General features: G+C 62.7%; 22 protein-coding genes and 1 pseudogene. 19 read left to right on the forward strand and 4 right to left on the reverse strand.

Going from position 1 to position 22,110, the window contains the following annotated elements; genetic code table 11:
* Nucleotides 1-59 precede the first annotated feature (59 nt).
* From VJX68_RS14950 to VJX68_RS14975, 6 genes and pseudogenes are all read left to right on the forward strand, one after another.
* Complete coding sequence (locus VJX68_RS14950) at nt 60-968, forward strand: PhzF family phenazine biosynthesis protein (protein ID WP_324096512.1); 909 nt, start codon at nt 60-62, stop codon at nt 966-968.
* Nucleotides 969-995: 27 nt separating this feature from the next.
* Entirely contained in the window at nt 996-1,136 is a 141-nt protein-coding gene (locus VJX68_RS14955) for a thioredoxin domain-containing protein (protein ID WP_324096513.1), read from the forward strand.
* Nucleotides 1,137-1,148: 12 nt separating this feature from the next.
* Nucleotides 1,149-1,580 (forward strand): annotated as a pseudogene (locus tag VJX68_RS14960) (peroxiredoxin family protein); the annotation flags it as partial.
* 72 nt (nt 1,581-1,652) lie between these two features.
* Nucleotides 1,653-2,879, forward strand: a complete 1,227-nt coding sequence (locus VJX68_RS14965; RefSeq protein WP_324096514.1) for a Kelch repeat-containing protein — start codon at nt 1,653-1,655, stop codon at nt 2,877-2,879.
* Nucleotides 2,876-4,474, forward strand: a complete 1,599-nt coding sequence (locus VJX68_RS14970; protein WP_324096515.1) for a TlpA family protein disulfide reductase — start codon at nt 2,876-2,878, stop codon at nt 4,472-4,474. The genes VJX68_RS14965 and VJX68_RS14970 overlap by 4 nt, the downstream gene beginning before the upstream one ends.
* Nucleotides 4,471-4,992: a UGSC family (seleno)protein gene (locus VJX68_RS14975; protein ID WP_324096516.1), complete on the forward strand. Its 522-nt coding sequence runs from the start codon at nt 4,471-4,473 to the stop codon at nt 4,990-4,992. The genes VJX68_RS14970 and VJX68_RS14975 overlap by 4 nt, the downstream gene beginning before the upstream one ends.
* Before the next feature lie 3 nt (nt 4,993-4,995).
* On the opposite strand, the gene VJX68_RS14980 is transcribed toward VJX68_RS14975, so the two are convergent.
* Together VJX68_RS14980 and VJX68_RS14985 are read right to left on the reverse strand one after the other, a co-directional pair.
* Nucleotides 4,996-5,583, reverse strand: a complete 588-nt coding sequence (locus VJX68_RS14980; protein WP_324096517.1) for a Kelch repeat-containing protein — start codon at nt 5,581-5,583, stop codon at nt 4,996-4,998.
* The gene (locus VJX68_RS14985; protein ID WP_324096518.1) at nt 5,555-6,652 is read right to left on the reverse strand and encodes a kelch repeat-containing protein; all 1,098 of its coding nucleotides are present in this window, start codon (nt 6,650-6,652) and stop codon (nt 5,555-5,557) included. Before VJX68_RS14985 ends, VJX68_RS14980 begins: the two co-directional genes overlap by 29 nt.
* A gap of 169 nt (nt 6,653-6,821) precedes the next feature.
* Between VJX68_RS14985 and waaF the strand changes: the two genes are divergently transcribed.
* From waaF to VJX68_RS15035, 10 genes are all read left to right on the forward strand, one after another.
* Nucleotides 6,822-7,937, forward strand: coding sequence for a lipopolysaccharide heptosyltransferase II (gene waaF / locus VJX68_RS14990; protein WP_324096519.1), 1,116 nt, complete (start codon nt 6,822-6,824; stop codon nt 7,935-7,937).
* A 48-nt stretch (nt 7,938-7,985) separates the two neighbouring features.
* Nucleotides 7,986-9,005: a UDP-3-O-(3-hydroxymyristoyl)glucosamine N-acyltransferase gene (gene lpxD / locus VJX68_RS14995; RefSeq protein WP_324096520.1), complete on the forward strand. Its 1,020-nt coding sequence runs from the start codon at nt 7,986-7,988 to the stop codon at nt 9,003-9,005.
* A gap of 31 nt (nt 9,006-9,036) precedes the next feature.
* Entirely contained in the window at nt 9,037-9,243 is a 207-nt protein-coding gene (locus VJX68_RS15000; protein WP_324096521.1) for a hypothetical protein, read from the forward strand.
* Between the two features lie 18 nt (nt 9,244-9,261).
* Nucleotides 9,262-10,200 carry a DNA-3-methyladenine glycosylase family protein gene (locus VJX68_RS15005; protein WP_324096522.1) on the forward strand — a complete coding sequence of 313 codons (939 nt, stop codon included), beginning with the start codon at nt 9,262-9,264 and terminating at the stop codon, nt 10,198-10,200.
* A 58-nt stretch (nt 10,201-10,258) separates the two neighbouring features.
* Nucleotides 10,259-10,606 (forward strand): fluoride efflux transporter CrcB, encoded by a 348-nt coding sequence (gene crcB, locus VJX68_RS15010; RefSeq protein ID WP_349255924.1) that lies wholly within the window; start codon nt 10,259-10,261, stop codon nt 10,604-10,606.
* Between the two features lie 2 nt (nt 10,607-10,608).
* Nucleotides 10,609-10,953 carry a DUF190 domain-containing protein gene (locus VJX68_RS15015; protein WP_324096524.1) on the forward strand — a complete coding sequence of 115 codons (345 nt, stop codon included), beginning with the start codon at nt 10,609-10,611 and terminating at the stop codon, nt 10,951-10,953.
* Nucleotides 10,954-10,963: 10 nt separating this feature from the next.
* Nucleotides 10,964-11,365, forward strand: coding sequence for a RidA family protein (locus VJX68_RS15020; protein ID WP_324096525.1), 402 nt, complete (start codon nt 10,964-10,966; stop codon nt 11,363-11,365).
* A gap of 15 nt (nt 11,366-11,380) precedes the next feature.
* The gene (locus VJX68_RS15025) at nt 11,381-12,589 is read left to right on the forward strand and encodes a cytochrome P450 (protein ID WP_324096526.1); all 1,209 of its coding nucleotides are present in this window, start codon (nt 11,381-11,383) and stop codon (nt 12,587-12,589) included.
* Nucleotides 12,590-12,770: 181 nt separating this feature from the next.
* On the forward strand, nt 12,771-14,081 hold the full coding sequence (locus VJX68_RS15030) for an aspartate aminotransferase family protein (protein WP_324096527.1): 1,311 nt from the start codon (nt 12,771-12,773) through the stop codon (nt 14,079-14,081).
* 235 nt (nt 14,082-14,316) lie between these two features.
* Nucleotides 14,317-15,960 (forward strand): phospholipase C, encoded by a 1,644-nt coding sequence (locus VJX68_RS15035; protein ID WP_324096528.1) that lies wholly within the window; start codon nt 14,317-14,319, stop codon nt 15,958-15,960.
* Between the two features lie 91 nt (nt 15,961-16,051).
* On the opposite strand, the gene mscL is transcribed toward VJX68_RS15035, so the two are convergent.
* Nucleotides 16,052-16,486 carry a large conductance mechanosensitive channel protein MscL gene (gene mscL / locus VJX68_RS15040; protein WP_349255925.1) on the reverse strand — a complete coding sequence of 145 codons (435 nt, stop codon included), beginning with the start codon at nt 16,484-16,486 and terminating at the stop codon, nt 16,052-16,054.
* A 235-nt stretch (nt 16,487-16,721) separates the two neighbouring features.
* Between mscL and VJX68_RS15045 the strand changes: the two genes are divergently transcribed.
* From VJX68_RS15045 to VJX68_RS15055, 3 genes are read left to right on the forward strand one after another with little or no spacing between them, the layout of a single operon-like run.
* The gene (locus VJX68_RS15045; RefSeq protein ID WP_324096530.1) at nt 16,722-17,843 is read left to right on the forward strand and encodes a ferritin family protein; all 1,122 of its coding nucleotides are present in this window, start codon (nt 16,722-16,724) and stop codon (nt 17,841-17,843) included.
* Nucleotides 17,843-18,283, forward strand: coding sequence for a hypothetical protein (locus VJX68_RS15050; RefSeq protein WP_324096531.1), 441 nt, complete (start codon nt 17,843-17,845; stop codon nt 18,281-18,283). Before VJX68_RS15045 ends, VJX68_RS15050 begins: the two co-directional genes overlap by 1 nt.
* Nucleotides 18,284-18,324: 41 nt before the next feature.
* Nucleotides 18,325-19,290 carry a TIGR03560 family F420-dependent LLM class oxidoreductase gene (locus VJX68_RS15055; protein WP_324096532.1) on the forward strand — a complete coding sequence of 322 codons (966 nt, stop codon included), beginning with the start codon at nt 18,325-18,327 and terminating at the stop codon, nt 19,288-19,290.
* 152 nt (nt 19,291-19,442) lie between these two features.
* On the opposite strand, the gene VJX68_RS15060 is transcribed toward VJX68_RS15055, so the two are convergent.
* Nucleotides 19,443-22,073, reverse strand: a complete 2,631-nt coding sequence (locus tag VJX68_RS15060) for a protease pro-enzyme activation domain-containing protein (protein WP_324096533.1) — start codon at nt 22,071-22,073, stop codon at nt 19,443-19,445.
* Nucleotides 22,074-22,110 lie beyond the last annotated feature (37 nt).

The raw sequence follows: 22,110 nt of genomic DNA on the forward strand, positions 1-22,110 counted from the left end.
ATCGCCGTTTTTTTTCAATCGCGATTGGCTCGCGCGCGCCGGCGCGGCACAATTTCCGGATGTCCAGAAAAACTCCATTCATCCTCGTCGATGTATTCACGTCGCGGCCTTTCGGCGGCAACCAGCTCGCCGTGTTCACCGAAGGCGCCGCGCTCAGCGCGAGCGAGATGCAGGAGCTGGCGCACGAGATGAATTTCAGTGAATCGACGTTCGTGATGCCACCCGAATCTTCGGGCGCGCGCCGCGTGAGGATCTTCACGCCGAAGCACGAAATGCCGATGGCTGGGCATCCTACTGTCGGCACCACATGGGTGCTCGCCAGTCGCGGCGAGATCCCGCTCGACTCGGCGAGTGTCGATGCGACGGTGCATCTCGGGATCGGGCCCGTGACGGTGACGATCGAAAATACCGGCGGCAAGCCGGATTTTGTTTGGATGGGGCATCGCGCGGCGGAGTTCGGCGCCAAGCGGCACGACCGCGGGCGCATCGCGAAAGCCCTTGGAATCACGGCAGCCGACATCCGCGACGATCTACCGATTCAGGCCGTCTCGACCGGCGTCCCATTTCTCTTTGTTCCGGTTCGCAGTCTCGACGCGCTCGCGAAATGCGCGGTCAACGCGGCGGCGCTCGCCGCGCTGTTCAAACCGGGCGAAACGATTCTTCCGGTATATATGTTCGTCGCGAACGAGGCGGGCGAGTTCGCGCCGCGGTCGCGGATGTTTGGGCCACATGATGGTGTTCCCGAGGATCCGGCGACAGGGGGTGCTTCGGCTCCATTCGGTGCGTACGCTGCGACGTATAAGTTGATCGATCCCGCGCCCAAGGCGGCGTTCCTGATCCGGCAAGGTGTCGAGATGGGACGGCCGAGCGAGATTCATGTCGAGGTCGCTCGCAAGGACAGCGGCTCATTTGCGATTCGAATCGGCGGACGATGCGCGATCGTCGGCGAAGGTGCGATGTTCCTCTAACGCGCGAGCGGAGTTATTGTTGTGGGCATGGACGAACGGCACATCCCGGCGGTGGGCGAGACCGCGCCCGAGTTCGCGCTCGCCGACTCGACCGGCGTCGTGCGCCAGCTCGACGACCTGATCGCCGGCGGAATGTGCGTCCTCGTTTTCTACCGCGGACACTGGTGACCGTTCTGCCTCCGCCAGTTGGCGGACTACTCGGAGCATATCGAAGACTTTCGCGCAGCTGGCGCCGCGCTGGTTGCTATTTCGGTGGACGACGCCGCTCGCGTAGAGCCAGTGCGCGAGGAACTCGGCATCAAATTTCCGTTGCTGTGCGACACGCGGCGCGAGGTCGTCAAGGCGTACGGTCTGTTCAACGAGCGGGAAGCCGGCGGCATCGCGTTTCCCGCGTCATTCGTGATTGACCGCGATCGCGTCGTGCGCTTCCGCGCATTGGAAGATGTTGCATCGCGCGTCAGCGTAGACCAACTGCTCGAATTGGTGCGCGAACTCGGCCGTGGCGCCGAACCGCAAACCAAACCGCGCAAGCGCGGCGTCTTTCCCGGACTGATGTTCATCCGCGCAACGATGAACGCACTTCGGCACGGCGTCCGGTCGCCGAATAGATAACTTTCCCTCGCGCCTCGCCGAGCTTATGATTCAGCGCGCGAGGTCTGCATGAATCGACGGTATCTTATTGCAATGTCGCTCCTGATCGCGGCCGGACTCGCCGCGTGCGCGGGCGGCGGTGTGACCGAGGCGCCGCCGGTGTTCCTGACGAATCCGCAAGGGAACCGCGTCGAAGCGCTCTCGATGACCACGCCGCGCGCCAATGCGGCAGCGATTCGGCTGCGCGACGGACACGTGCTGATTTGCGGCGGCACGGCGACCGGAGAAGTCGGCGGCGTGCTCTCGAGTGCCGAACTTTTCGATCCCGCGGCGCGCACGTTCACGCCGACCGGCTCGATGACAGTCGCGCGCGCCGGGCAGACGATCACGATGCTACGCGATGGGCGCGTGCTGGTGGCGGGCGGGGTTCAGAACGCGGGCTTCCGGTCGCAGCTCTCGAGCGCGGAGATTTACGATCCAGGCACCGGCACCTTCAGCGCGACGGGCTCGATGTCGGTGGCGCGCGAAGGGCACACGGCGACGATGCTTCGCGACGGGCGCGTGCTGATCGTGGGCGGCAGCGACAACGGCATCCATACGCTGGACACGGCCGAGATTTACGATCCTTCGAGCGGCATTTTCAGCAGCACCGGACACTTGAATCAGCCGCGCATCGCGCATATCGCGGCGCTGCTTGGCACGGGAAAAGTGTTGATCGCCGGCGGCGGCCGCGGCGGCACGCCGAGCGGCTATATCTCGTACGACACTGCGGAAATGTACGACCCGGCGATGGGCAGGTTCACGCCGATATTCGCGCGCATGAAAAGCGATCGCGTCGGCGCGGCTGCGGTGAAGCTGAACGACGGGCGCGTGCTGATCGTGGGCGGAAAGAGCGGCAAAGTTCTGGTTGGCATGCGTACACTCGCTTCGATGGCACCACTCAACACTGCGGAGATTTACGATCCTGAATCCGGCAGCTTCATCGGAACCGCCGACATGAGCGCGCCGCATTACCTGGCGACTGCGACGATGCTCGACAACGGGAATGTGCTCGTCGTCGGAGGATGGACTATCCAGGGACCGGTGGTGGTCGGGATGCACGACGCGGAACTCTTCGTGCCGGAGAGCAACCTGTTTTCGCACGTCGGCCGCACCAACGTCGCGCGGCTGACGAACACCGCAACGCTGCTGAACGACGGCGAAGTGCTGGTCGCCGGCGGCATCGCCGACAAGGCGCTGATCACGGCGGCGGTCGAATTCTATTCTCCAACGCAGCATCGGTTCCTGATGCTCCCTGAAACCTCCGCGTCAACGGAATGAAAGAGTCGCCGACAAATCTATTGCCCGCGTTTGAGTTGCACGACGCGCGCGGAACCGGGCGCGCGTTCCCGTCCACGCGAGCGGCGCTGCTCTGCTTCGTCAAGGAAGATTGCCCGACGTGCGGAATGACGATGCCGCTGATCGAGGCCGCACATCGTACGTTCGGTGCAGCGGTCGATGTGTGGGCGATAGGCCAGGACGCCGAAGGCAATGCGAAACTCGTCGAGCGATACGCGCTGACAGCTCCGATGCTCGACGACTCCGCGCTCCAGGTCTCATTCAAGTACGACCTCGACACTGTTCCGACGATCATCCTCGCAGACGCAAACGGCTACGAGCAGCGCCGCTTCGTTGGCTTCGGGCGCGACGACTGGCGCGATATGAATGCGGAGTTGTCGCGACTGTCGGGCAAGCAGTGGCCTGCCGTCGATTGGAATTCATATCCCGAGTCGCGGCCTGGATGCGGCTCCAAGTCGGTCGAGCCGGGAATCGCGGAACGCCTCGAAGCGAATGCGCGCGGCGACAAGCTCACCGCGCGCCGAATCGAGCTGGGCGACGCGGAAGACGTTTTCGAATTCATGTTCGAACGCGGACTGACCGACGGTTTGCCCGTGGTGCCGCCGACGCCCGAGCGTGTGATGTGGATGCTGACGGGGACGCGGCGCGATCCGCGCGACGTCGTAGCCATCGTGCCGCCGAACCTGGCGCCGGTGACGGTCGAGAAGGTCGCGGTCAACGCCGTGATGGCGGGATGCAAGCCCGAGTATCTGCCGGTCGTGATCGCGGCGCTCGAAGCGGTGTGCACCGACGAGTTCAACATCCACGGCATCATGTCCACGACGTGGGGCGCGACGCCGGTGATTGTCGTCAATGGTCCGATTCGCCATCGCCTCGACATGAACATGGGCATGATGGCGCTGGGCTACGGCACACGGTCCAACGCGACTATCGGGCGCGCGCTGAAACTGGTGCTGCGCAATGTCGGCGGCGCGCGGCCCGGCGATATCGAGCGCTCGACGCTCGGCGCGATCGGCAAGTTCACGACCTGCTTTGCCGAATGGGAGGAGCGCAGCCCGTGGGAGCCGCTGCACGTCGAGCGCGGCTTCAACAAGGATGAAAACGTCGTGACGGTGTTCGGGCTCGAGGCGGGTTCGCGACAGATCGCCGATCAGACTTCGCGAACGGCACGCGCGCTGGCCGGCAGCCTGGGCATGGGGCTGGAAGCATGCTGGCATCCCAAGCAGCATAATGCCGGCGAGATTCTACTGGTCATCTCGCCCGAGCATGCCGACACTCTTGCGCGCGAGAAGTGGAGCAAGGCTGATGTGCGCGCGCGAATCCAGGAGGTGACGTCGCGGCCTGTTCGCGAGTTGATGCGCGACGACAGTAGCGGCGAGGGAATTCCGCTGAGCTCACTCGGCACTGTGACCGAAGAGCGGCTGGCGGAGAAGATTGCGAAGTTTCGCAAGCCGGAGGATATCAATATCATCGTCGCTGGCGGCAACGCGGGAAAGTTTTCGGCGGTGTTCGCCGGATGGGTCTCGGGTCCGATGGGATCGTCGAGCGTCAGCCGGCGAATCGAGGAGGCGACATGAAACAGGTTATTATCGATCCGACCGACGAGCGCGTGCCGATTCGGCGCACGCTTGCGCCGCGCTCTGACTCCATTGTCGGGCGCGTCGCGCTGCTCGACATCGCCAAACCACGCGGCAGCGTGTTGATCGACCGGCTCGCGGAGCATTTGCAGAACCGCATCCCCGGCATCGAGATCACGCGCTTTCGCAAACCAACCTTCACCAAGCCGGCGCCCGACGAGTTGCGCCGCCGGATCGCGCAGGAGAGCGACTTCGTTATCGAAGCGCTAGCCGATTGAGGGTCATGCACAACGTGCAGTGTGCACGACTCCGTATGGTTCGAGACGAATAAGAAGCCCGCGGTTGTAATCGCGTCGAATGAGTTCGTCGACGCGGCGCAGAAACAAGCCGACGCGCTGGGGCTGCCGGAACTGCGGCGCGTTTTCGTGCCGCATCCGATTCAGGACGCGACCGACGAGCAGATGCGCGCGAAGGCCGACGCGATCGTCAACGACGTGATCGCGGCGCTGAAGAAATAGCTGCTACCTGATTAAAGTTGAGGTCGATTCGGCGACGTCGGTGACCATCCCGCCTGTCGCCGAGAAGGTTCCGGCCATCGGGTCGTAGAGGTCGGCCCAGTTTGACCGGCCACCGGCGATCAGTGCGTTGCCGTTCTCGAGCAGCGTCGCGGTCGCGCCGGTGTGGAGGTTGCGCATCGACCCGGTGGCGGCGAAAGTAGCGTGCGCGGGATCGAAAAGCTCGGCGCTCTGCAGAAATTCCGTATCGCTGCTCTGACCGCCCGCGATCAGCACCTTGCCGTTGGCCAGCAATACCGCGGCTTGCAGTGTGCGCGCCGTGGTCATCGCGCCCACCGGCGAGAAGGTCGCAGTCTGGGGATTGAAAACTTCCGCGCTGTCGCTCGGTGCGTTCACGTCGCCACCGCCCGCGACCAGTACGCTGCCAGCGAGCGAACCCGAAACAACGCTCGGCGAAAGAAAAGTGGCGCTGTGATTTTCGCGCGGCGCGCTCATCCTGCCGGTCGGCGTGAATTGTCCCGTTACAGGGTCGTAGAGTTCAGCCGAGGCGACGGGACCGCCGCTTTCATCGCTGGCGCCGCCCGCGATCAGCACGTTCCCCGCCAGCGGACCGCTGACGATTAACGTGGCCGAATGGCGCGCGCGTCGCCTTCATCGCGCCAGTCGCGGTGAACTTGCCGGTGGCAGGGTCGTACAGTTCCGCGCTCCTTAGATTGGAGCCGAGCGAGCCAGTGGCGGAGGTGCCGCCCGCAATCAGCACCTGGCCGTCGGCCGGGCAGTTGCATCCGGAAATCAGCGTCGCGGTATGCTCGGCGCGAGCGGTGTCCATCTTCGAGGCGATCGCTGAGAATTTTCCACTGATGGGGTCGTACAACTCAGCCGACGACAGCGCGCCGCCCGAGGCGCCCTCGCCGCCCGTGACCAGGATCGTGCCGCCGGGCAGCACCGTCGCCGTGTGATCCGCGCGCGCATCCTTCATAGGTGAAGCGGCTGCGAACGCGCTTTTGGCGGGGTCGAAGAGCTCGGCACTCGAGAGCGCAAACTGCCCGCCGCCCTGCCCGCCCGCCACCAGTACGAAACCATTATGCGACGCCAAGTCAGGATGTCCTGCCGGTGAAGTGCCGCCGCCAGGATTTGATACAGCTGGAGCATTGATCCCGCCGCCAGACGCTGCCGGAGAGCTCGGCAACGATCCGCCCGTCGGCGAAGTCAGTGGCCTCGAGATGCCACCGACTGCGCTCATCGCAATCGGCCCCGCAGCTTGAGCGTTGGCGCCGCTGACAGGACCGGCGCTGCCCTGATCGTTCCACACGCCCGACGGCGGTGGCTCAGGATTTTCGCGCGGCAAATCCGGAACCATCACGACTACATCGCCCCCGCCGGAGTTCTCTTTCTGTGAAGGCGGCCCGAATCCGATCTGTTTAGGGAGAGAGCGCGCGGCGGGAGGGCCATCACGCGCATCGGTTGCTACGCTGGATGTTCCCGGTGGCGAGGTCGAGGCGGCGCTGTCGGAGCGCATCGGCGGGGAGGCCATCGAACCGAAGCGAGGACGAATCACCTGGCCGGGATCGAGAGCGACCAATACCGCCACGGCGCTTGCAGCGATCACTCCACCGACAAGCAACGCATCGCGCATCAGCGGTCGTTCTCTCAACCCAGCCATCGCGGCATACCTCTCGCGTGCGATTCCACAATGGGAATACCCCGATGGTAGTACTAATTCCAGCTATGCTGAAACGAAAACGCAACGCTGCCAGGCGGGTTTATTTGGGGGCGCGCGCGTGATGAAATCTCCAGCGGAATCGAATTGCGCTTTGCAGAGAACCAATAGCGTGGAATCGGAGAATATTCGGCAGGATGAGGGGATTGACTCGCGCGAGCCGGGATTGGCGGCGCGTGTAGTCGCGCTCGATCCTCCGCCGGCGCGCATCCTGGTCAAGGAAGTTAACTGGCTGGGCGATGTCGTGATGAGCCTGCCTGCGCTGCGGGCGATTCGGCGCGCGTGGCCCCGCGCGCATCTTGCAGTGCTCGTCAAGAAAGAGCTCGCCAGCTTCTTTGACGGCGCGCGATGGCTCGACGAAGTGATCCCCTACTCGGTCGGGCGGGGGCTCTCGGGGTTTTTCGATCGGCGCAGGATTGTCGGCGAGATAAGGTCGCGACGATTCGATCTGGGAGTGTTGTTCCCAAACAGCTTCGAGTCGGCGTTGTGGATCGCGATGGCCGGAATCCGGCGCCGCGCCGGGTTTATCGCCGACGCGCGCGGCGCGATGCTGACAATGAAAGCGTCGCCACCACCTGAAGCGTTGACGGGGCATCAGGTGAATTACTGGCTCGCGATGGTGCGTGCGACGGGCGTCGCCGACGGGCGCGCCGATGATTTCGCAATCGACGTGCATGGGCCGTCTCGCGAGCGGATGCGCGAATGGCTCGCAGCGAATCGCAAGCGTCCCGGCCGCCCCGTTTTTGCGATCGCACCCGCTGCGGCGTATGGACCGGCCAAGGAATGGCCCGCGGACAGCTACGGCGCGCTGATCGATTTGCTCACGCGTCGCGACGATTCCGAAGTCGTGCTGGTGGGCGCGCCGTCGGAGCGCGCGAAGTGCGAGGAGGTCGCGGCGGCGAGCAAAGCGGCCGCGATGATCGCGGCCGGACATACGAATATCGGCGAACTGATCGCGTTGTTGTCGCTGTGCGACGGCTTCATCGGCAATGACTCCGGCTGCATGCACCTGGCGGGCGCGCTCGGAATACCGACAGTCGCGATTTTCGGATCGACCAATCCGAATCGCACCGGGCCGCTGGGGCCGAAGACGCGCGTGATTTACCGCAAGCTCGATTGCAGCCCATGCCACGCGCGCACCTGCCGCTTCGGGCATTACAACTGCCTGACGCAAATCGAGCCCGCAGAGCTCGCCGACGCGATCCTCGCGATGCGCGCGCCGCGTTGAATCCAGAAGATTGAGAAACTTTCGCGAGCGGAAAATCAGGACATCAAGATGAAACTCAAGGAACTCGCATCGAAGCTGGGACTTGAACTCCGCGGTGACGGCGGCGTGGAGATTTTCGCGCCGGCGCCGATCGAGGCGGCCAGTCCCGGCATGATCGTCTTCGTCGCGGGCGCGAAGTACGCCCCTGCGCTGCAATCCAATGTGTCGGCCGCCATCACGACGGCGGAGCTGGCGGTTGGCGCGAAGTGCGCGACGCTTATCAGCGCGAATCCGTACGCGGACTTCGCGCGCGTGCTCGAGATCTTTTTTCCGCCGTACCGCCCCGCACCGGGGATCGATCCGCGGGCTTCAATTGCGCCCGACGCGACGATCGGTGCGAACGCGTCGATTGGCGCGTCGGCGGTGATCGGCGTGGGCGTGACGATTGGGCGCGACGCCGTGATTCATCCGAACGTCACGATTTACCCCAACGTGCGCATCGGCGATCGCTTCACCGCGCACAGCGGCGTGTCGATTCGCGAAGGCACCGTGATTGGAAATCGCGTGACGCTTTTGAACGGCGCGGTAATCGGCGCCGATGGCTTCGGGTTTGTCGAGGAAAAGAGCGACTTGATCAAAATTCCGCAGGTCGGCAGCGTAATACTCGAGGACGACGTGGAGATCGGCGCGAACTCGACGGTCGATCGCGCGATGATGGGTGCGACGGTGCTGCATCGCGGTGTGAAACTCGACGATCAGGTACATATCGGGCACAACTGCGAAATCGGCGAGTACTCGCGATTTTCGGGCCACACCGGAATCTCGGGCTCGACGCGAATCGGCAAATGGTGCCTGTTCGGCGGACAGGTGGGATGCGCCGACCACGTGACGATCGGCGATCGCGTGATGGTTGTGGCGAAAGCCGGCATCCACAACGACCTGAAAGACGACGCGATTGTCTCGGGCATCCCGGCGGTCGATGTGCGCAAGTTCCGCCGCTACGCCGTCGTGCTGACGCGACTGCCGGAGATTATACGGCGCGTGCGCGCGCTGGAGGGTCGCGTCGGCATCGGCGGCGACGAGGCGTAAGTCTTAGCGGTGGCGATGTGAAATACGCAACGTGCGTCAATCAGTTGTAACGATCGCGTTGGTGGCGGCGGCGTTCTTTTGTTCGGGATGTCCCGCGCTGATGATTCCGGGTCTCGCGTATTCGGGCTACAAGTACGAGCACGACAAGAACAACGCGGCGTTGAGCGCGTCAAACACGCAGAGCGATAAGTCCACGAGCGCGACGCCGCAAAAAATTCCTGACAGCGAAATCGAGTAAAGGATTCGGCCGCCGCTTGTGCCAGAGCTGACCTTCACTCTCGCGCCGCGGCCACCGTTTCGACTCGACCTGACCGTGTGGGCGATCCGGCGGCGAGCGCATAACGTCGTCGACCAATTCGACGACGGCGTCTGGCGGCGCGTTCTCGTGATCGGAAGGTCACCGGTGACGGTCGCAGTCACGCAGACGCGGCGCGGCTCGCGTCCGGAAATCGAAGTGCGGATTTCAGCGGCGCGGCCGCGAGCCGTGAAGGCGGAAGTCGTCGCGCTCGTGACGACGATGCTCGGGCTGGAGCGCGACCTGTCGGACTTCTATCGGCTCGCGCGCGGCGATGCGCATTTGCGGGAGTTGGCAGATCGCCTGCGGGGAATGAAACCGGTGCGCTACGCCACGGCATTCGAGGCGTTCGCGAATGCGGTCGCGTGCCAGCTCGTGTCGCTGAGCGCCGGAATGCACGTACTGAACCGGCTGACGGAAGCATTCGGAGTGCGCGGCGAAATCGGTGGCGCTGCGGGTCTGATGCGATCATTCCCGGCCGCGGGCGCGATTGCGCACTCGAATCCTGAGGCGCTGCGCGCGCTCGGGCTCAGCAGGCAGAAGGGGGAATATCTGATTGGACTCGCGCGGATGGCGATCGATCCCAAGGATCGCGATTTCGCGTCGGTCGAGCGGCTCGGGGACGACGACGCAATTGCGCGCCTCTCGAAGATTCGCGGCGTGGGACGCTGGACCGCGGAGTACGTGATGCTGAGGGGTCTCGGCCGCATCAACATTTTCCCGGGCGACGATGTCGGCGGCCGCAACAAACTCTTCGAATGGCTCGGCGCGGACGGCGAGCCGACTTACAACGGCGTCGCCGCGATGCTCGAGCGGTGGCATCCGTACGGCGGACTCATCTATCTTCATCTGATTGTGAACGCAGTCGTCGACGCCGGCCATATTGCGGCCGGAATCTGACGGGAGGTTTGCGGTGCTCGCGTACGTTCTGATTGCGATTGGCAGCGCGCTGGGTGGGATGGGCCGGTATTTTGTTTCGGGCGTTGTCACGACGCTCACCGGCGGCACGTTTCCGTACGGCACGATGATTGTGAATATCACCGGCTGCCTGGTGATCGGATTTTTCGCGACGTTGAGCGGTCCCGACGGGCGTTTACTGGTCGGCACGCCGGCGCGTCAATTCGTGATGATCGGAATGTGTGGCGGTTACACGACCTTCTCGAGTTTCTCGCTCGAGACACTTTACCTGATGCAGGCGGGCGAGTGGATGCCCGCGGCAATGAACGCCGCCGGTTCGGTTATCCTGTGCCTCGTGTCAGTATCGATCGGGTATGTCGCCGCGACGGCGCTCAACCGGGGGGTGTAGCGATGCAAATCCCACGCGATGCGGTGTTGCTGAGAATTTTCATCGGCGAGAGCGAACGCTCGGACCACAAGCCGCTGTACGAAGCGATCGTGCTGAAGGCGCGCGAACTTCAACTCGGCGGTGCGACGGTGTTGCGCGGCCCGATGGGCTTCGGCAGATCGAGCCATCTGCATTCGGCGAAAATTCTGCGGCTGTCGGAGGACCTGCCGATGATCATCGAGATCGTCGATAGCCAGACGAAGATCGACGCGTTCTTACCCGTGCTCGACCAGATGATGGGCTCGGGGCTGATCACGGTCGAGAAGGTGCAGGTACTGCAATACGGCGGCGGGAAATCGAAAAGTTAGGAGAACGAACGTGGAAAAAAAGTACATCAATCCGGATACGTTGATGACGCCGCGCGGCTTTACGCAAATCGTGACGATCGCGGGGCCGGCCAAGCTGGTATTCATTTCGGGCCAGGTCGCGGTCGACAAGGAAGGCAAGTTGGTAGGACCGGGTGACCTGAAGGCGCAGATTCGGCAGGCAGCAAGCAATCTGAAAGCCGCGCTGACGGCTGCAGGAGCGACCGCCGCGGACATCGTAAAGACCAATACCTACATCGTGAACTACAAGCAGTCGGACTATTCCGCGATGCGCGAGGCGCGCGCCGAACTGTTTCCTGAAGGCGAGCCGCCGGCTTCGACGATGGTCGGCGTCACGTCGCTGGCGGTCGACGGGCTGATGGTCGAGATGGAAGCGATTGCGGCGGTGAAGTGAGCAATCGGTTCCGCAATGCGCCTCGCCGAGGATAGCTTTCCGACCGACGTTGACCCGACGCTGCCCGGACATCCTGACCCGTATCCTCTGCTGCATCGGCTGCGCGCCGACGACCCCGTTCATTTCAGCGCGTTCGTCGGCGGCTGGGTGTTGACGCGTTACGCCGACGCGATCTCGTATCTGCGCGATCGGCGGTTCAGCCGCATCGCCTACCTCGACAAGATGCGCGCGAAGTTCGGCGACCAGCCAATCCTCGAGTTGCAGGCAGGAGAGCTGGCATTCAACGACCCGCCGAACCACACGATGCTGAAGGGACTGGCCGCGAAAGCGTTCTCGCCCAGTGCGATCGCAGCGGCTCGTCCCGGCGTGGAGGCGCACGTCGACGAGTTGCTCGACAGGCTTTCCCGCTCCGGCCACATGGACGTGATCGCGGACTTCGCATATCCGCTGCCGGCCGACGCAATCTCCGCGATGGTCGGCGTGCCGCGCGAGGACTGGGCGATGCTGCGCGGCTTCGTGGATGGCGTGATCCTGTCGCGCGGAATCGTGCGTACGGCTGCGATGATGGCCGAGGGCGATCGGTCGGCGCGCCTGTTCATGGGGTACCTGCGCGCGCTGGTGCAGGAACGCCGCGCGCGGCCGCACACCGATCTGATGAGCGCGATGATCGCTGCGGAAGAAGGCGGGCGCCGGCTCAGCGATGACGAAGCGGTCACGATGGCGGAGCAACTGTTCACGGCTGGCCATGGCACGACGCGCAATCTGATCGGGAGTGCAGTGCTCGCGTTGATACGAAATCCGGCCGAGTTCGAGAAGCTGCGCGAGAATCCCAAGTTGATCGAAAGCGCGATCGAAGAGGCGCTGCGTTACGACAGCCCGACCCAGGCGCCTAACCCGCAGGTCGCGACCGAGGACGTCGAGATCGGCGGACGTGAAATCTCCAAAGGCGAAGTCGTGACCGTTTTGATCGGCGCGGCCAATCGCGATCCCGCGAAGTTTCCTCAGCCTGACCGATTCGACATCGCGCGCGCCGACGGAGAGCATCTGGCGTTCAGCCACGGGACGCATTATTGCCTCGGCGCGAGCCTCGCGCGGCTACAGGCGCAAATCGCAGTCGGCGCGATCGTGCGCAGGATGCCGCGGCTGCGGCTGGTGACCGATGCACTGAAATGGAAGACGATGGGGCGCTTTCGCGGACTGGAATCATTGCCGGTCGAGTTCTGAAAGGCCGGCCGCGACAGTCCGGGGGCTGGAATTAACCCCGGACTGTCTTCAAGTTATAATTTCTTACAATTTGATTCATTCGCGCGGTCATAGTAGACAGTAGGGTTCATCGGCAAAGTTGCCGGCGGCGGGGAGCTTGACTTGCAGCGGCGGAATGCCCGCAAATGATGGAGGAAACATAATGGAAGCAGACGCGCAACCTCTCGTGGAATCTCATCAGGGGATGGCGACGATGAACAGTATCGAGGAAACCTACCGCGCGGCGACCGAACAATCCGCGCAACTCGCCAAGCGCGCCGAGCGCGTGATGCCCGGCGGTGATACGCGCACGACGACCTACTACCGCCCCTACCCGCTCACGCTCAAGCGCGGCGAAGGACCTTTTTTGTGGGACGTTGACGGCAACAGGTATATCGACCTGCTCGGCAACTACACCAGCCTGGTTCACGGCAACGCGTATCCGCCGATTGTCGAGGCGGTGACGAAGGCGGTGCGCGATGGCTCCTCGTGGCCGGCGCGCTCGGAAGCGCAGCTCGAGCTGGCGACGCTTTTGTGCGAGCGCGTCGCGTCTGTTGACCGCGTGCGCTTTTGCAATTCAGGAACCGAGGCCGGCATGCTCGCGGCGCACGTCGCGCGGCGCCTCACCGGTCGCCAGCTCATCCTGATGGCGCGCTACGGCTATCATGGATCGTACGACGATTTGGAAGTCGGGCTTGCGGGGCAGGACGGCGAGCGCACGATGCTCGCGGACTTCGGCGAGGCGACGGCCTTCGAGGCGCTGCTGTCGGAGCGCGGTGCGGAAATCGCAGCGGTGTTTCTCGAGCCGGTACTCGGCTCGGCGGGCGTCGTCGAGCCACCGGCGGGATTTCTCGAACGGGTGGCCGAAGCGACGCGCCGCGCGGGCGCGATGTTCGTTGTCGATGAGGTAATCACGCTCAGGCTGGCCGAAGGCGGCGGCCAGCAGATTTTCGACGTCAAGCCGGACCTGACAATGTTCGGCAAGATCATCGGCGGCGGATTCCCGGTCGGAGCGATCGGCGGCAGCGAAGACGTGATGTCGGCGTTCGATCCGCGCAATCGCGGATCGATTTTTCATTCGGGCACTTTCAACGGAAATCCTGTCACCTGCGCGGCCGGCGTCGTATCGATTCGCGAACTGACGCAGGCGCGAATCGACAAGATGGCCAAGCAGGGCGAGCGGCTGGCCGCGGAGCTGGCGCGCGCGGCGCGGCAGGTGGAGCTGCCGTTTTCCGTGCGGCATTGCGGATCGCTACTGAACGTATTTTTCCTTAAGGAGCCGCCGCCCGCGACGATCGCGCGCGAGGATGCGCGCGCAGTCTCCAACTTCCATCTGGCGGCGCTCAATCAAGGACTGTTCCTCGCGCCGCGCGGCATGATCGCACTCTCAACCGTGATCACCGACGAAGTCTTGAGCGAGGTTTGCGAACGCGCCGCGAAGGCGATGGCCGACGTCGCACAGGCAGGCGAATAGCAGCGTCACCGCATAGTTTGTCTTGATTGACGGGAACCCGCGTTGTCATAGACGCGGGTTTCTTTTTCCGCTTCCGTTTATAGTCGCGACTCACAATTGAATCGCGCGCGTCACATGAAATTGATCGCGCCGAAAAATTTCCTTCATCGCGCCGTCACCTTCGCTGGTTAGTGTGGCGCATCTCGCGGATCGAATCGGTCCGCGCGCAAACAAACTCCAGGGAGGAATACTCATTATGCGAGGAACCAAACTACTCGCGCGAGCCGTCAGTGCGCTCGCGATCACGTCGATCTGCACGACGCCGGTGATGGCGCGGCCGGAGATGGCGGACCCGGGCACGGTGACTCCGATCCAGCACGTCGTGGTGATCTTTCAGGAGAATGTGTCGTTCGATCATTACTTCGGCAGCTACCCAAACGCGGCGGGCTTCGTCGCGCAACCCGGAACCCCGACCGTTAACGGACTGACGGGCTCGCTGCTGAGCAACAATCCAAACAAGAACAACGCCACCAACAGCCCCCAGATTAATCCATTTCTTCTCGATCGCACCCAGGCTTCTACCTGCGACCAGGATCACAACTACGGCGACGAACAGAAGGCCTTCGACATGGGCCTGATGGATCTGTTCCCGGCCAGCGTCGGCGTGGGCGAAAGCGCCTTCTGCTTCGACCAATACTCGTACGGAATGGGCAATGGCATCAACGAGGGTTATTTCGACGGCAACACCGTGACCGCGATGTGGAACTACGCGCAGAACTACGCGCTTAACGACAACTTCTACGGCACCACCTTCGGGCCGTCGACGCCCGGCGTTTTGAACCTGGTCGCCGGCAACACGAATCCGGCGACGCTAACCGGGTCATCAACCAAGGTCGTGGACGGGACGCTAGTTGGCGACCTCGATCCCACCGGTGACGTGTGTTCGAGCGCGACTAATGTCCAGATGGGCGGGCAGAACATCGGCAACCTGCTGAGCGCGCAGGGGTTGAGTTGGGGCTCGTTCATGGGCGGCTTCGATTTGACCATCACGAATCCCAACGGAACAACCGGGTGCAAACGGTCCAGTCTGGCGACTGCTGCAAACGACACTAAGAATTTCCCCCCACAACCGGGTGATATGAATTTTACCGCCGACTACATTCCGCATCATGCCTTCTTCCAGTATTGGGCCAGTACCGTAAATCTCAGTCACACCCGGCCCACTGTTCCGGCTAGCGAGTACGGCATGTTCAGTAGCCCCACTGACGCCGCCAACCACAACTACGACATCCACGACTTCTTCGACGCGCTCGACGCGAACAATCTGCCTGCGGTGAGCTTCCTCAAGGCGCCGGCGAACATGGACGGTCATGCGGGCTACTCCGATCCGCTGCTGGAGCAGGAATTCGTGGTCAACGTCATCAACGCGATCCAGAACTCCGGCTTCTGGAGCAGCACTGCGGTTGTGATCACTTGGGACGATTCCGACGGCTGGTACGACCATCAGATGAGCCCGATCGTCAACTCGTCGGCGGTCCTGCAGGCCGGCTCCGCGTCGAACAGCGATCAGCTCAACGGACCTGGCAAGTGCGGCAATGGCGTCAGTGGCCAGCTCGGCGGTATCCAAGGCCGCTGCGGATACGGTCCACGAATCCCCATGCTGGTGATCTCACCGTACGCGAAGACGAACTTCGTCGATCACACTTTGACCGACCAGAGCTCGATCATCCACTTCGTCGAGGACAACTGGGGCCTCGGGAGGATCGGCGGCGGTTCGTTCGATGCACTGTCGGGGTCAATCGAGAACATGTTCGACTTTACGCAGAAGGTGAACCCGGGCCATCGCCACCAGGTATTCCTGGATCCTTCGACTGGATTAGTGACCGGCGGCCACAAGTAAGCGCCAGCATTTTTGATGCAGCGAAAGCGGGCGCATGCTATGCACGCGCCCGCTTCCTTTTTCTTTTGTGCGCGACTGATTCCGGCGGGGACTAAGCCGCCTTCACTTCCGACGTGCAATGGGGGCATCGCGTGGCGGCGAGCGGAATCGCGCTTACGCAATACGGGCAGTCCCTGGTCGAAGGCGGCGCAGGCTTGTCGCCGACGAGACGATTTATCCACTTGACGAGGATGAAGACCGCGAACGCGATTATCAGAAAATCGATGATCGTGCTGATGAACAATCCGATGTTCAGCGTCGGCGCGCCTGCGGCCTTGGCGGCTGCGAGCGTGTCGTAATGCTTGGACGAAAGGTTGATAAACAGGTTTGAGAAATCCACCGCGCCGAGCGCGAGGCCGACCGGCGGCATGAGAATGTCATTGGTGAACGACGTGACGATTTTCCCGAACGCGGCGCCGACGACGAAGCCGACCGCTAGATCGATCACGTTGCCCTTGATTGCGAACTGCTTGAACTCCGAGAGTATCGACACGATGCGTCCTCCGTTGGTCGGTTGGAATTGGTGAGGAGCCTCGCCTACAAAAGCATCGCGGCACGCCGATGTAAAACGGGCGGCGACGCCCGTAGGTCGGGCTCGGTAGATTGACTTTTCAGAAACGCTTCTGATAGCCCCTTAAGATTGGGATTTTGTTGCGGGCATTTTGTGCGCGATTTCCGCGCCACTGAAACCTCGCATCCACGCACGGTCAGGAGGACAGCCGATGGGATCAGTCCATATCAAAGATGAAGAGCGGGTCGGTTCGGAAGCTAAATATAAACTCGAACCTTCGGTTTATCTGCAGAAGCTCTACGAGTCCGGCACCCCCGACCTCGGCTGGATGAACCAGATGGGCGAATGGGGCGTGCGCGCCAAGCCCGGCAACCTCGGACTGCGCCTCAAGGACATCGAGATCGGCAGCTACGGCGTCGTTCCCGAGCATGGCGGAGCGCATCGATCGATGGCGCCGCGCGGCGCGAAGATCGTCGAAGATCTGCCGTCGCTCGGATTCACGATTAACGAAAAAGCCGAGTGCTGGGCCGACAACGTGAGCGAGCTGTACGAAGAAGCTGTCGCGCGCCAGTGGAGCTCTGCCCGCGACATCCCGTGGACCGAACTGAAGCCGCTGCCTGACGACCTCGAGCGCGCGATGTGCCAGTTGTGCACGTTCCTGACCGAGGTGGAATTCATCGCGGCCGACGCACCCACGCGATGGATGGGACAGATGAATCATGACTTCTTCGAAGTGAAGATGTTCCTCGCGACGCAAGCGATGGACGAGGCGCGTCACATGGACGTGTTCCGCAAGCGCGCGCTGGCCAATGGCGGCGGTCTCGGCAAGGCCAGCTACCTGAGCGAGCTTTCCTTGAAACGAATCTTCGACTGCCCGACTTTCTCGGCGCAGACCGGACGGCTGCAGCTACTTGGCGAGGGCTTCGTGCTGACGATGTTCCGCCAAGGCGAGTTCCTGGCGCCGAGCCGCGTCGATCAGGAGATCTTCCGGCGCTGCATGCAGGATGAATCGCGTCACGTCGGATTCGGCACGATGCATCTGCGCACGCAGCTCAAGGCGAATCCCGCGGTGGCAGAACAGCTGCACGAGCAGCTCGATGACGCTGAGCGGATTCTGCTCGAAACGTTCAGCGTGCCCGAAGCCGTCGAGCCGATGGCAATCCTGATGGGCGGCGGCATCGATCATTTCGACAAGGGCATGGAGCTGCAGGGGCAGTTGTGGCGGCGAATCGTGCACGAGTACCTGCAGCGCTGCGACTCGGCCGGACTCGATCGCCGTCCACGATGCATCCTGCCGACCGACTTTAACAAGATGTTCGAAGCAGCGGCCTGATGGCGTCGTTTCCCGATTCGCAGTGGTTCCTCACCCTCGGCAAGCTGATGCATGCCGAGGGTGAACTTTTCCGGCGGCTCGGATACGCCGAGACGCGCTTCGCGGTACGCGTCGTGCCGAACAACACCGGCAACGGCGGCGATCGAATCGTGGGGCTAGTGATCGACGGCTACCAACTTACCGAGGCGAAGCCGATCGTCGATCTCAACGAATACGATCCCGATTTCGTCATCTGCGGCAAGCGCGAGATTTGGGATCGAATGCTCGGTGAGATTGCCGAGCACGGCCGGCCGCAGCTTCGGCATACGCTGAGTTCGCTCGCGCTGGTAGGTGAGGAACTGTGGCTGGAGTCCACCGACCAGTTGCGCGAGGACAAGTTCTACCGCTTCAACCAAACGCTGCAGGAACTGCTGAATCTCGCCGCGAAAGTCCCCGCTTAAGAAGTTTCGAAAACGTTTGCCGCGTCTCGACGGCGAACACAATGGAAGTGCGCATGGACAAGCATCCGATTCGCTTTGGAGTTCAGACCGGCCAGCAGAACATCGAGTGGGAACAACTGCGCAGCTTCTGGGCGAATGCCGACGGCTGGGGCTATGACTCGCTGTGGGTGTTCGACCATTTCTATCCGATCTTTACGCCCGACCCGGCAGGGCCGTGCCTCGAGGGCTGGACGCTGCTGAGCGCTCTCAGTCAGAACACGAAGCGCGCGCGGATCGGCGCACTGGTCAACGGCAATACATATCGCAACCCGTCCCTAACCGCGAAGATGGCGGCGACGCTCGACAACCTGAGCGGCGGCCGGCTCAATCTCGGACTCGGTGCAGGATGGTTCGAGGCGGAGCATCGCAGCCTCGGCTTCGATTTCAAGACTCTGGGCGGCCGGCTTCAGGCGCTCGACGAGTCGTGCCAGATAATCAAGGGCATGCTCACGCAGGAGAAGACCACGCTTCAGGGCAAGCACTACAACGTGGTCGATGCGATCTGTAATCCGAAGCCAATCCAGAAAAACCTGCCGCTAATGATCGGCGGCCATGGCGAGAAGGTGTTGCTGAAGCTCGTCGCCAAGCATGCGGACATGTGGAACATGGGCAATGCGGATGCCGCGGAAATGAAGCGGCTGATCGGAGTGATCGAGCGCCACGGCGACACGGTCGGCCGCAACACTGACGAGATCGAAAAAACCTTGATGCTCGCGCTCTGCTACAAGGCGCCCAAACAGCGCGAGGAAACGCTCTCATCTATAGTCGCGATGATGGCGCAGACGACGCCCGAACGTGCGCGAGATATGATGGTTATCGGCAACAAGCAGGAGTGCGTGGACAAGCTCGAAGGCTACATCAAGGCGGGCGTCACGCACTTCATCTTCCTGCACAGCCCGCCGTTGACCGCCGAAGAGGACATCCAGGCCTTCGCCGAGGACATCATTCCGCAGTTTCACCCGCGTTGAGGCCAAAGTCGGGCGCGGAGAAATTAAAGCGCTGGCGCTGGTGGGCGAGGAACTGGAGTCGCGACCAGTTGCGCGAGGATAAGTTCTACCGCTTCAATCAGACGCTGCAGGAACTGCTGAATCTCGCCGCAAAAGTCTCCGCGTAACCCGCCTCACTTCCCGGTTCCCTTCAACTCGATCGTCTGGTTCGCGTTTCCCGCGTTGTCGAAAATGGTCACCGTGGAGGAAGTCGGACCCGGCGACGTCGGCGCGAACAGCACTACGAGCTTGCACTTCTTGTTGGGCCCCAGCTGCGCGGGACAGGTGGACGCGCCCTGGCCCCGGGGAAATCCGAATATCTGCGGGCTGGTCAGCGGGACCGTCGCCAGCGGATTGCCAAAGGTGATCGGCGGTCCATGCCCGTCCGAATTTTTGAACTTCATCGTCATGCTCGCGATGTGTCCCACTTTCACTTCGCCGAAATTGACCGGCGACGGGCTGACCTTCAGCGACCCGGGAACCCCGGTCGGCGTCGATGTCGGCGTAGGCGTCGGCGTAAGCGTTGAAGTCGGCGTGGCAGTGGGTGTTCCTCCGGTTGCCGTCGCGGTTGGCGTGGGAGTTGGAGCGGTCGCCGTCGCACTCGGGGTAGGCGTCGGCGTCGGGCCCGTCCCGCCGAATGCCATCACCAAGTTGTATGCGTTGACGGTTCCGATGCCGGTCGCGAAGTCCCATCCGGTGCCCGTCGGATACGCGGGCGCAAACTCGGAGTCGGACGCCGACAGCACGCCATTCTTGCCCGACGGCGTGTAACAGTTATGCGAGCCGCCGCACGGCACGTCGATGTCGCCCTGCGTCACGTCGTAAAAGATGCACGAGCTGCCCGCGCCATTGCCGAGCGTCGAGTTGCACGAGGCCGCGCCGCCCGCACCGTACTCCGCGTTGGCCAGCGCGTAGTAGGCCGGATTCGGATTGCCTTGCCGGCTTCCTGTCCTTTGATTTATCAGCGCCTGAATCCCCGCCATAATCGGCGAGGAGAATGACGTCCCGCCGAATCCTGCCCAAGTGCTTGGTGCACCCGTGCAGGGCGCGCCGTACCGGCCCGGCGCCGGGTCGGAATAGCAGATGACGTAGTAGTGATTCCAAACTCCGTCGGCCGCGAACAGCGACACGTCCGGGATGTCACGCATGCCGTCGTGAGGGTTGCCGAGAATCGACTGCCAGGTCGGCTTTTCGTATCCCGCACAACTTCCGCCGACGACGCCGCTGCTCGATGGCGAGCCCGTAGCGCATCCGCTCGGGCCGCCGCCACCGGCGACGACGAACAGGAAATCCTGCGAGCCGATAGTGCTGTTGCAGAACCCGCTCAAGCCGTACGCGCTGCTATAGCCGAGATAGCTGTCGATCAACCCGCTCGCACATGAATCGTTCCAGGGAATCTCCGGAACGTACGACAGCGCCGAGCCATCGGTCGCCCCGTTCGAGCCGCTCCAGTAAGTGCCGTTGTCGTGCGCGTAAGTATCGCCGAAATCGGTGCCGCCCACCGACACGTTATACTGCGTCGAGGTGAATCCGCTGATACCTATCCCGTGGGTTGCCGTGGCCCCGCCGGCGTCGGAGCTGGCCGCGCCCTCATCGCCCGCCGCCACGAACACCGACACGCCCTCGCCAACCGCCTGCTGATACAACGAATTGATGTACGCGTTTTGCGTCGCGCCGTTTTCGGCCTCCGACTCGCCATAACTGATGCTCATGATAGCCGGTGGCGTCTTCGATTCGTTGAGCAGGTTCGCCATCGCGATGAATCCGCCAAACGTGGTAGCCGTATCCTTGCACGAAGCAACCTCGATCTTTGCGTTCGGCGCGGCGGCGCTCGACCATTCCGCGTCGATCTCCGCCTCGCCATCGGCGCCATTTATTCCGGGATCAGAACAATTATCCGGATGAACCTGGCTGAGCGAGCCCGCGGGGTAGGCGCTAGCGAGTCCCATCGCGTTACGAAAAGTGTCCCAGTCCGAAGTTTCGTAGAGATCGCTGTCCTCGATCACCACGATCGTCTGTCCCTGTCCGGAATAACCCGCCGCGAACAGCGGGTTGAAGTTGTAGATGGTGGCAAGGTCCGCGGGCACCATCGCGTAACAGTCCTCACCGCTAAGAAATCCACATCCGCTGAAGGTGTATGCAGGCCGCGGCTTGTTCATAGCGCGCGGCCTGAAGTCGTTGAGTGACACCACGCCGGCAATTGCCGGAGCGAGCGCCGCCGGAATCTGCGGGTCCCTCATGTTGGCGACATGCGCCGCGCCATTCACCGCGAGATTGTGAATCTCGGTGTGGAAGGCCTCGCGCACCTGGTCGGCGTTGCCCGAGAAATCGATCACCGTGGCGTTTGGATAGGTGCGGTTGACGGTGAAGCCGTGCGATTGCAGCCAGCCCGTGATCTTCGCGAGGTCCTGATCGGCCAGTCCGTATTTTTCGCCGAACTCCTGCGCCGTCAGCCAATGGTGGTAGTTCGGCGAGTTCGGATCCTCAAGTTCGTCGAGATACTTTTCGAGTGCCTGCTCCTGCGCGGGAGCGCGTCGCAATTGGAGCAGCATGTGATCCATCGCGAAGTCACGGGCAACCGGGCCACGGTCATTGGCAGCCGTCGCTTCGGGGCGAATGTTGCCAGCGAGCGTGACCAACGCATTTTCGTTGATGGCAGCGGTTATGAGCGTTTGCGATCCACCACTGAACGCGGCGCGCACGCAGATCAGCAGCGTCACGGCACAGATTGCTACGATACTCCCGCGTTTGAAGTGCGCTTTCATTGGTTGCACTGCCAACACGCCAGGGTTGAGCTGATAA

It is taken from the genome of Binatus sp. (SeqCode) (assembly GCF_035272065.1).
GTDB lineage: Bacteria > Desulfobacterota > Binatia > Binatales > Binataceae > Binatus.

What these genes read in the sequence shown, in the direction of transcription:
- VJX68_RS14950 (WP_324096512.1), top strand. Translation starts at nt 60, where the DNA reads ATGTCCAGAAAAACTCCATTCATCCTCGTCGATGTATTCACGTCGCGG.
- VJX68_RS14955 (WP_324096513.1), top strand. Translation starts at nt 996, where the DNA reads ATGGACGAACGGCACATCCCGGCGGTGGGCGAGACCGCGCCCGAGTTC.
- VJX68_RS14965 (WP_324096514.1), top strand. Translation starts at nt 1,653, where the DNA reads ATGTCGCTCCTGATCGCGGCCGGACTCGCCGCGTGCGCGGGCGGCGGT.
- VJX68_RS14970 (WP_324096515.1), top strand. Translation starts at nt 2,876, where the DNA reads ATGAAAGAGTCGCCGACAAATCTATTGCCCGCGTTTGAGTTGCACGAC.
- VJX68_RS14985 (WP_324096518.1), bottom strand. Translation starts at nt 6,652, where the DNA reads ATGGCTGGGTTGAGAGAACGACCGCTGATGCGCGATGCGTTGCTTGTC.
- lpxD (WP_324096520.1), top strand. Translation starts at nt 7,986, where the DNA reads ATGAAACTCAAGGAACTCGCATCGAAGCTGGGACTTGAACTCCGCGGT.
- crcB (WP_349255924.1), top strand. Translation starts at nt 10,259, where the DNA reads ATGGGCCGGTATTTTGTTTCGGGCGTTGTCACGACGCTCACCGGCGGC.
- VJX68_RS15015 (WP_324096524.1), top strand. Translation starts at nt 10,609, where the DNA reads ATGCAAATCCCACGCGATGCGGTGTTGCTGAGAATTTTCATCGGCGAG.
- VJX68_RS15025 (WP_324096526.1), top strand. Translation starts at nt 11,381, where the DNA reads ATGCGCCTCGCCGAGGATAGCTTTCCGACCGACGTTGACCCGACGCTG.
- VJX68_RS15030 (WP_324096527.1), top strand. Translation starts at nt 12,771, where the DNA reads ATGGAAGCAGACGCGCAACCTCTCGTGGAATCTCATCAGGGGATGGCG.
- VJX68_RS15035 (WP_324096528.1), top strand. Translation starts at nt 14,317, where the DNA reads ATGCGAGGAACCAAACTACTCGCGCGAGCCGTCAGTGCGCTCGCGATC.
- VJX68_RS15045 (WP_324096530.1), top strand. Translation starts at nt 16,722, where the DNA reads ATGGGATCAGTCCATATCAAAGATGAAGAGCGGGTCGGTTCGGAAGCT.
- VJX68_RS15050 (WP_324096531.1), top strand. Translation starts at nt 17,843, where the DNA reads ATGGCGTCGTTTCCCGATTCGCAGTGGTTCCTCACCCTCGGCAAGCTG.
- VJX68_RS15055 (WP_324096532.1), top strand. Translation starts at nt 18,325, where the DNA reads ATGGAAGTGCGCATGGACAAGCATCCGATTCGCTTTGGAGTTCAGACC.
- VJX68_RS15060 (WP_324096533.1), bottom strand. Translation starts at nt 22,073, where the DNA reads ATGAAAGCGCACTTCAAACGCGGGAGTATCGTAGCAATCTGTGCCGTG.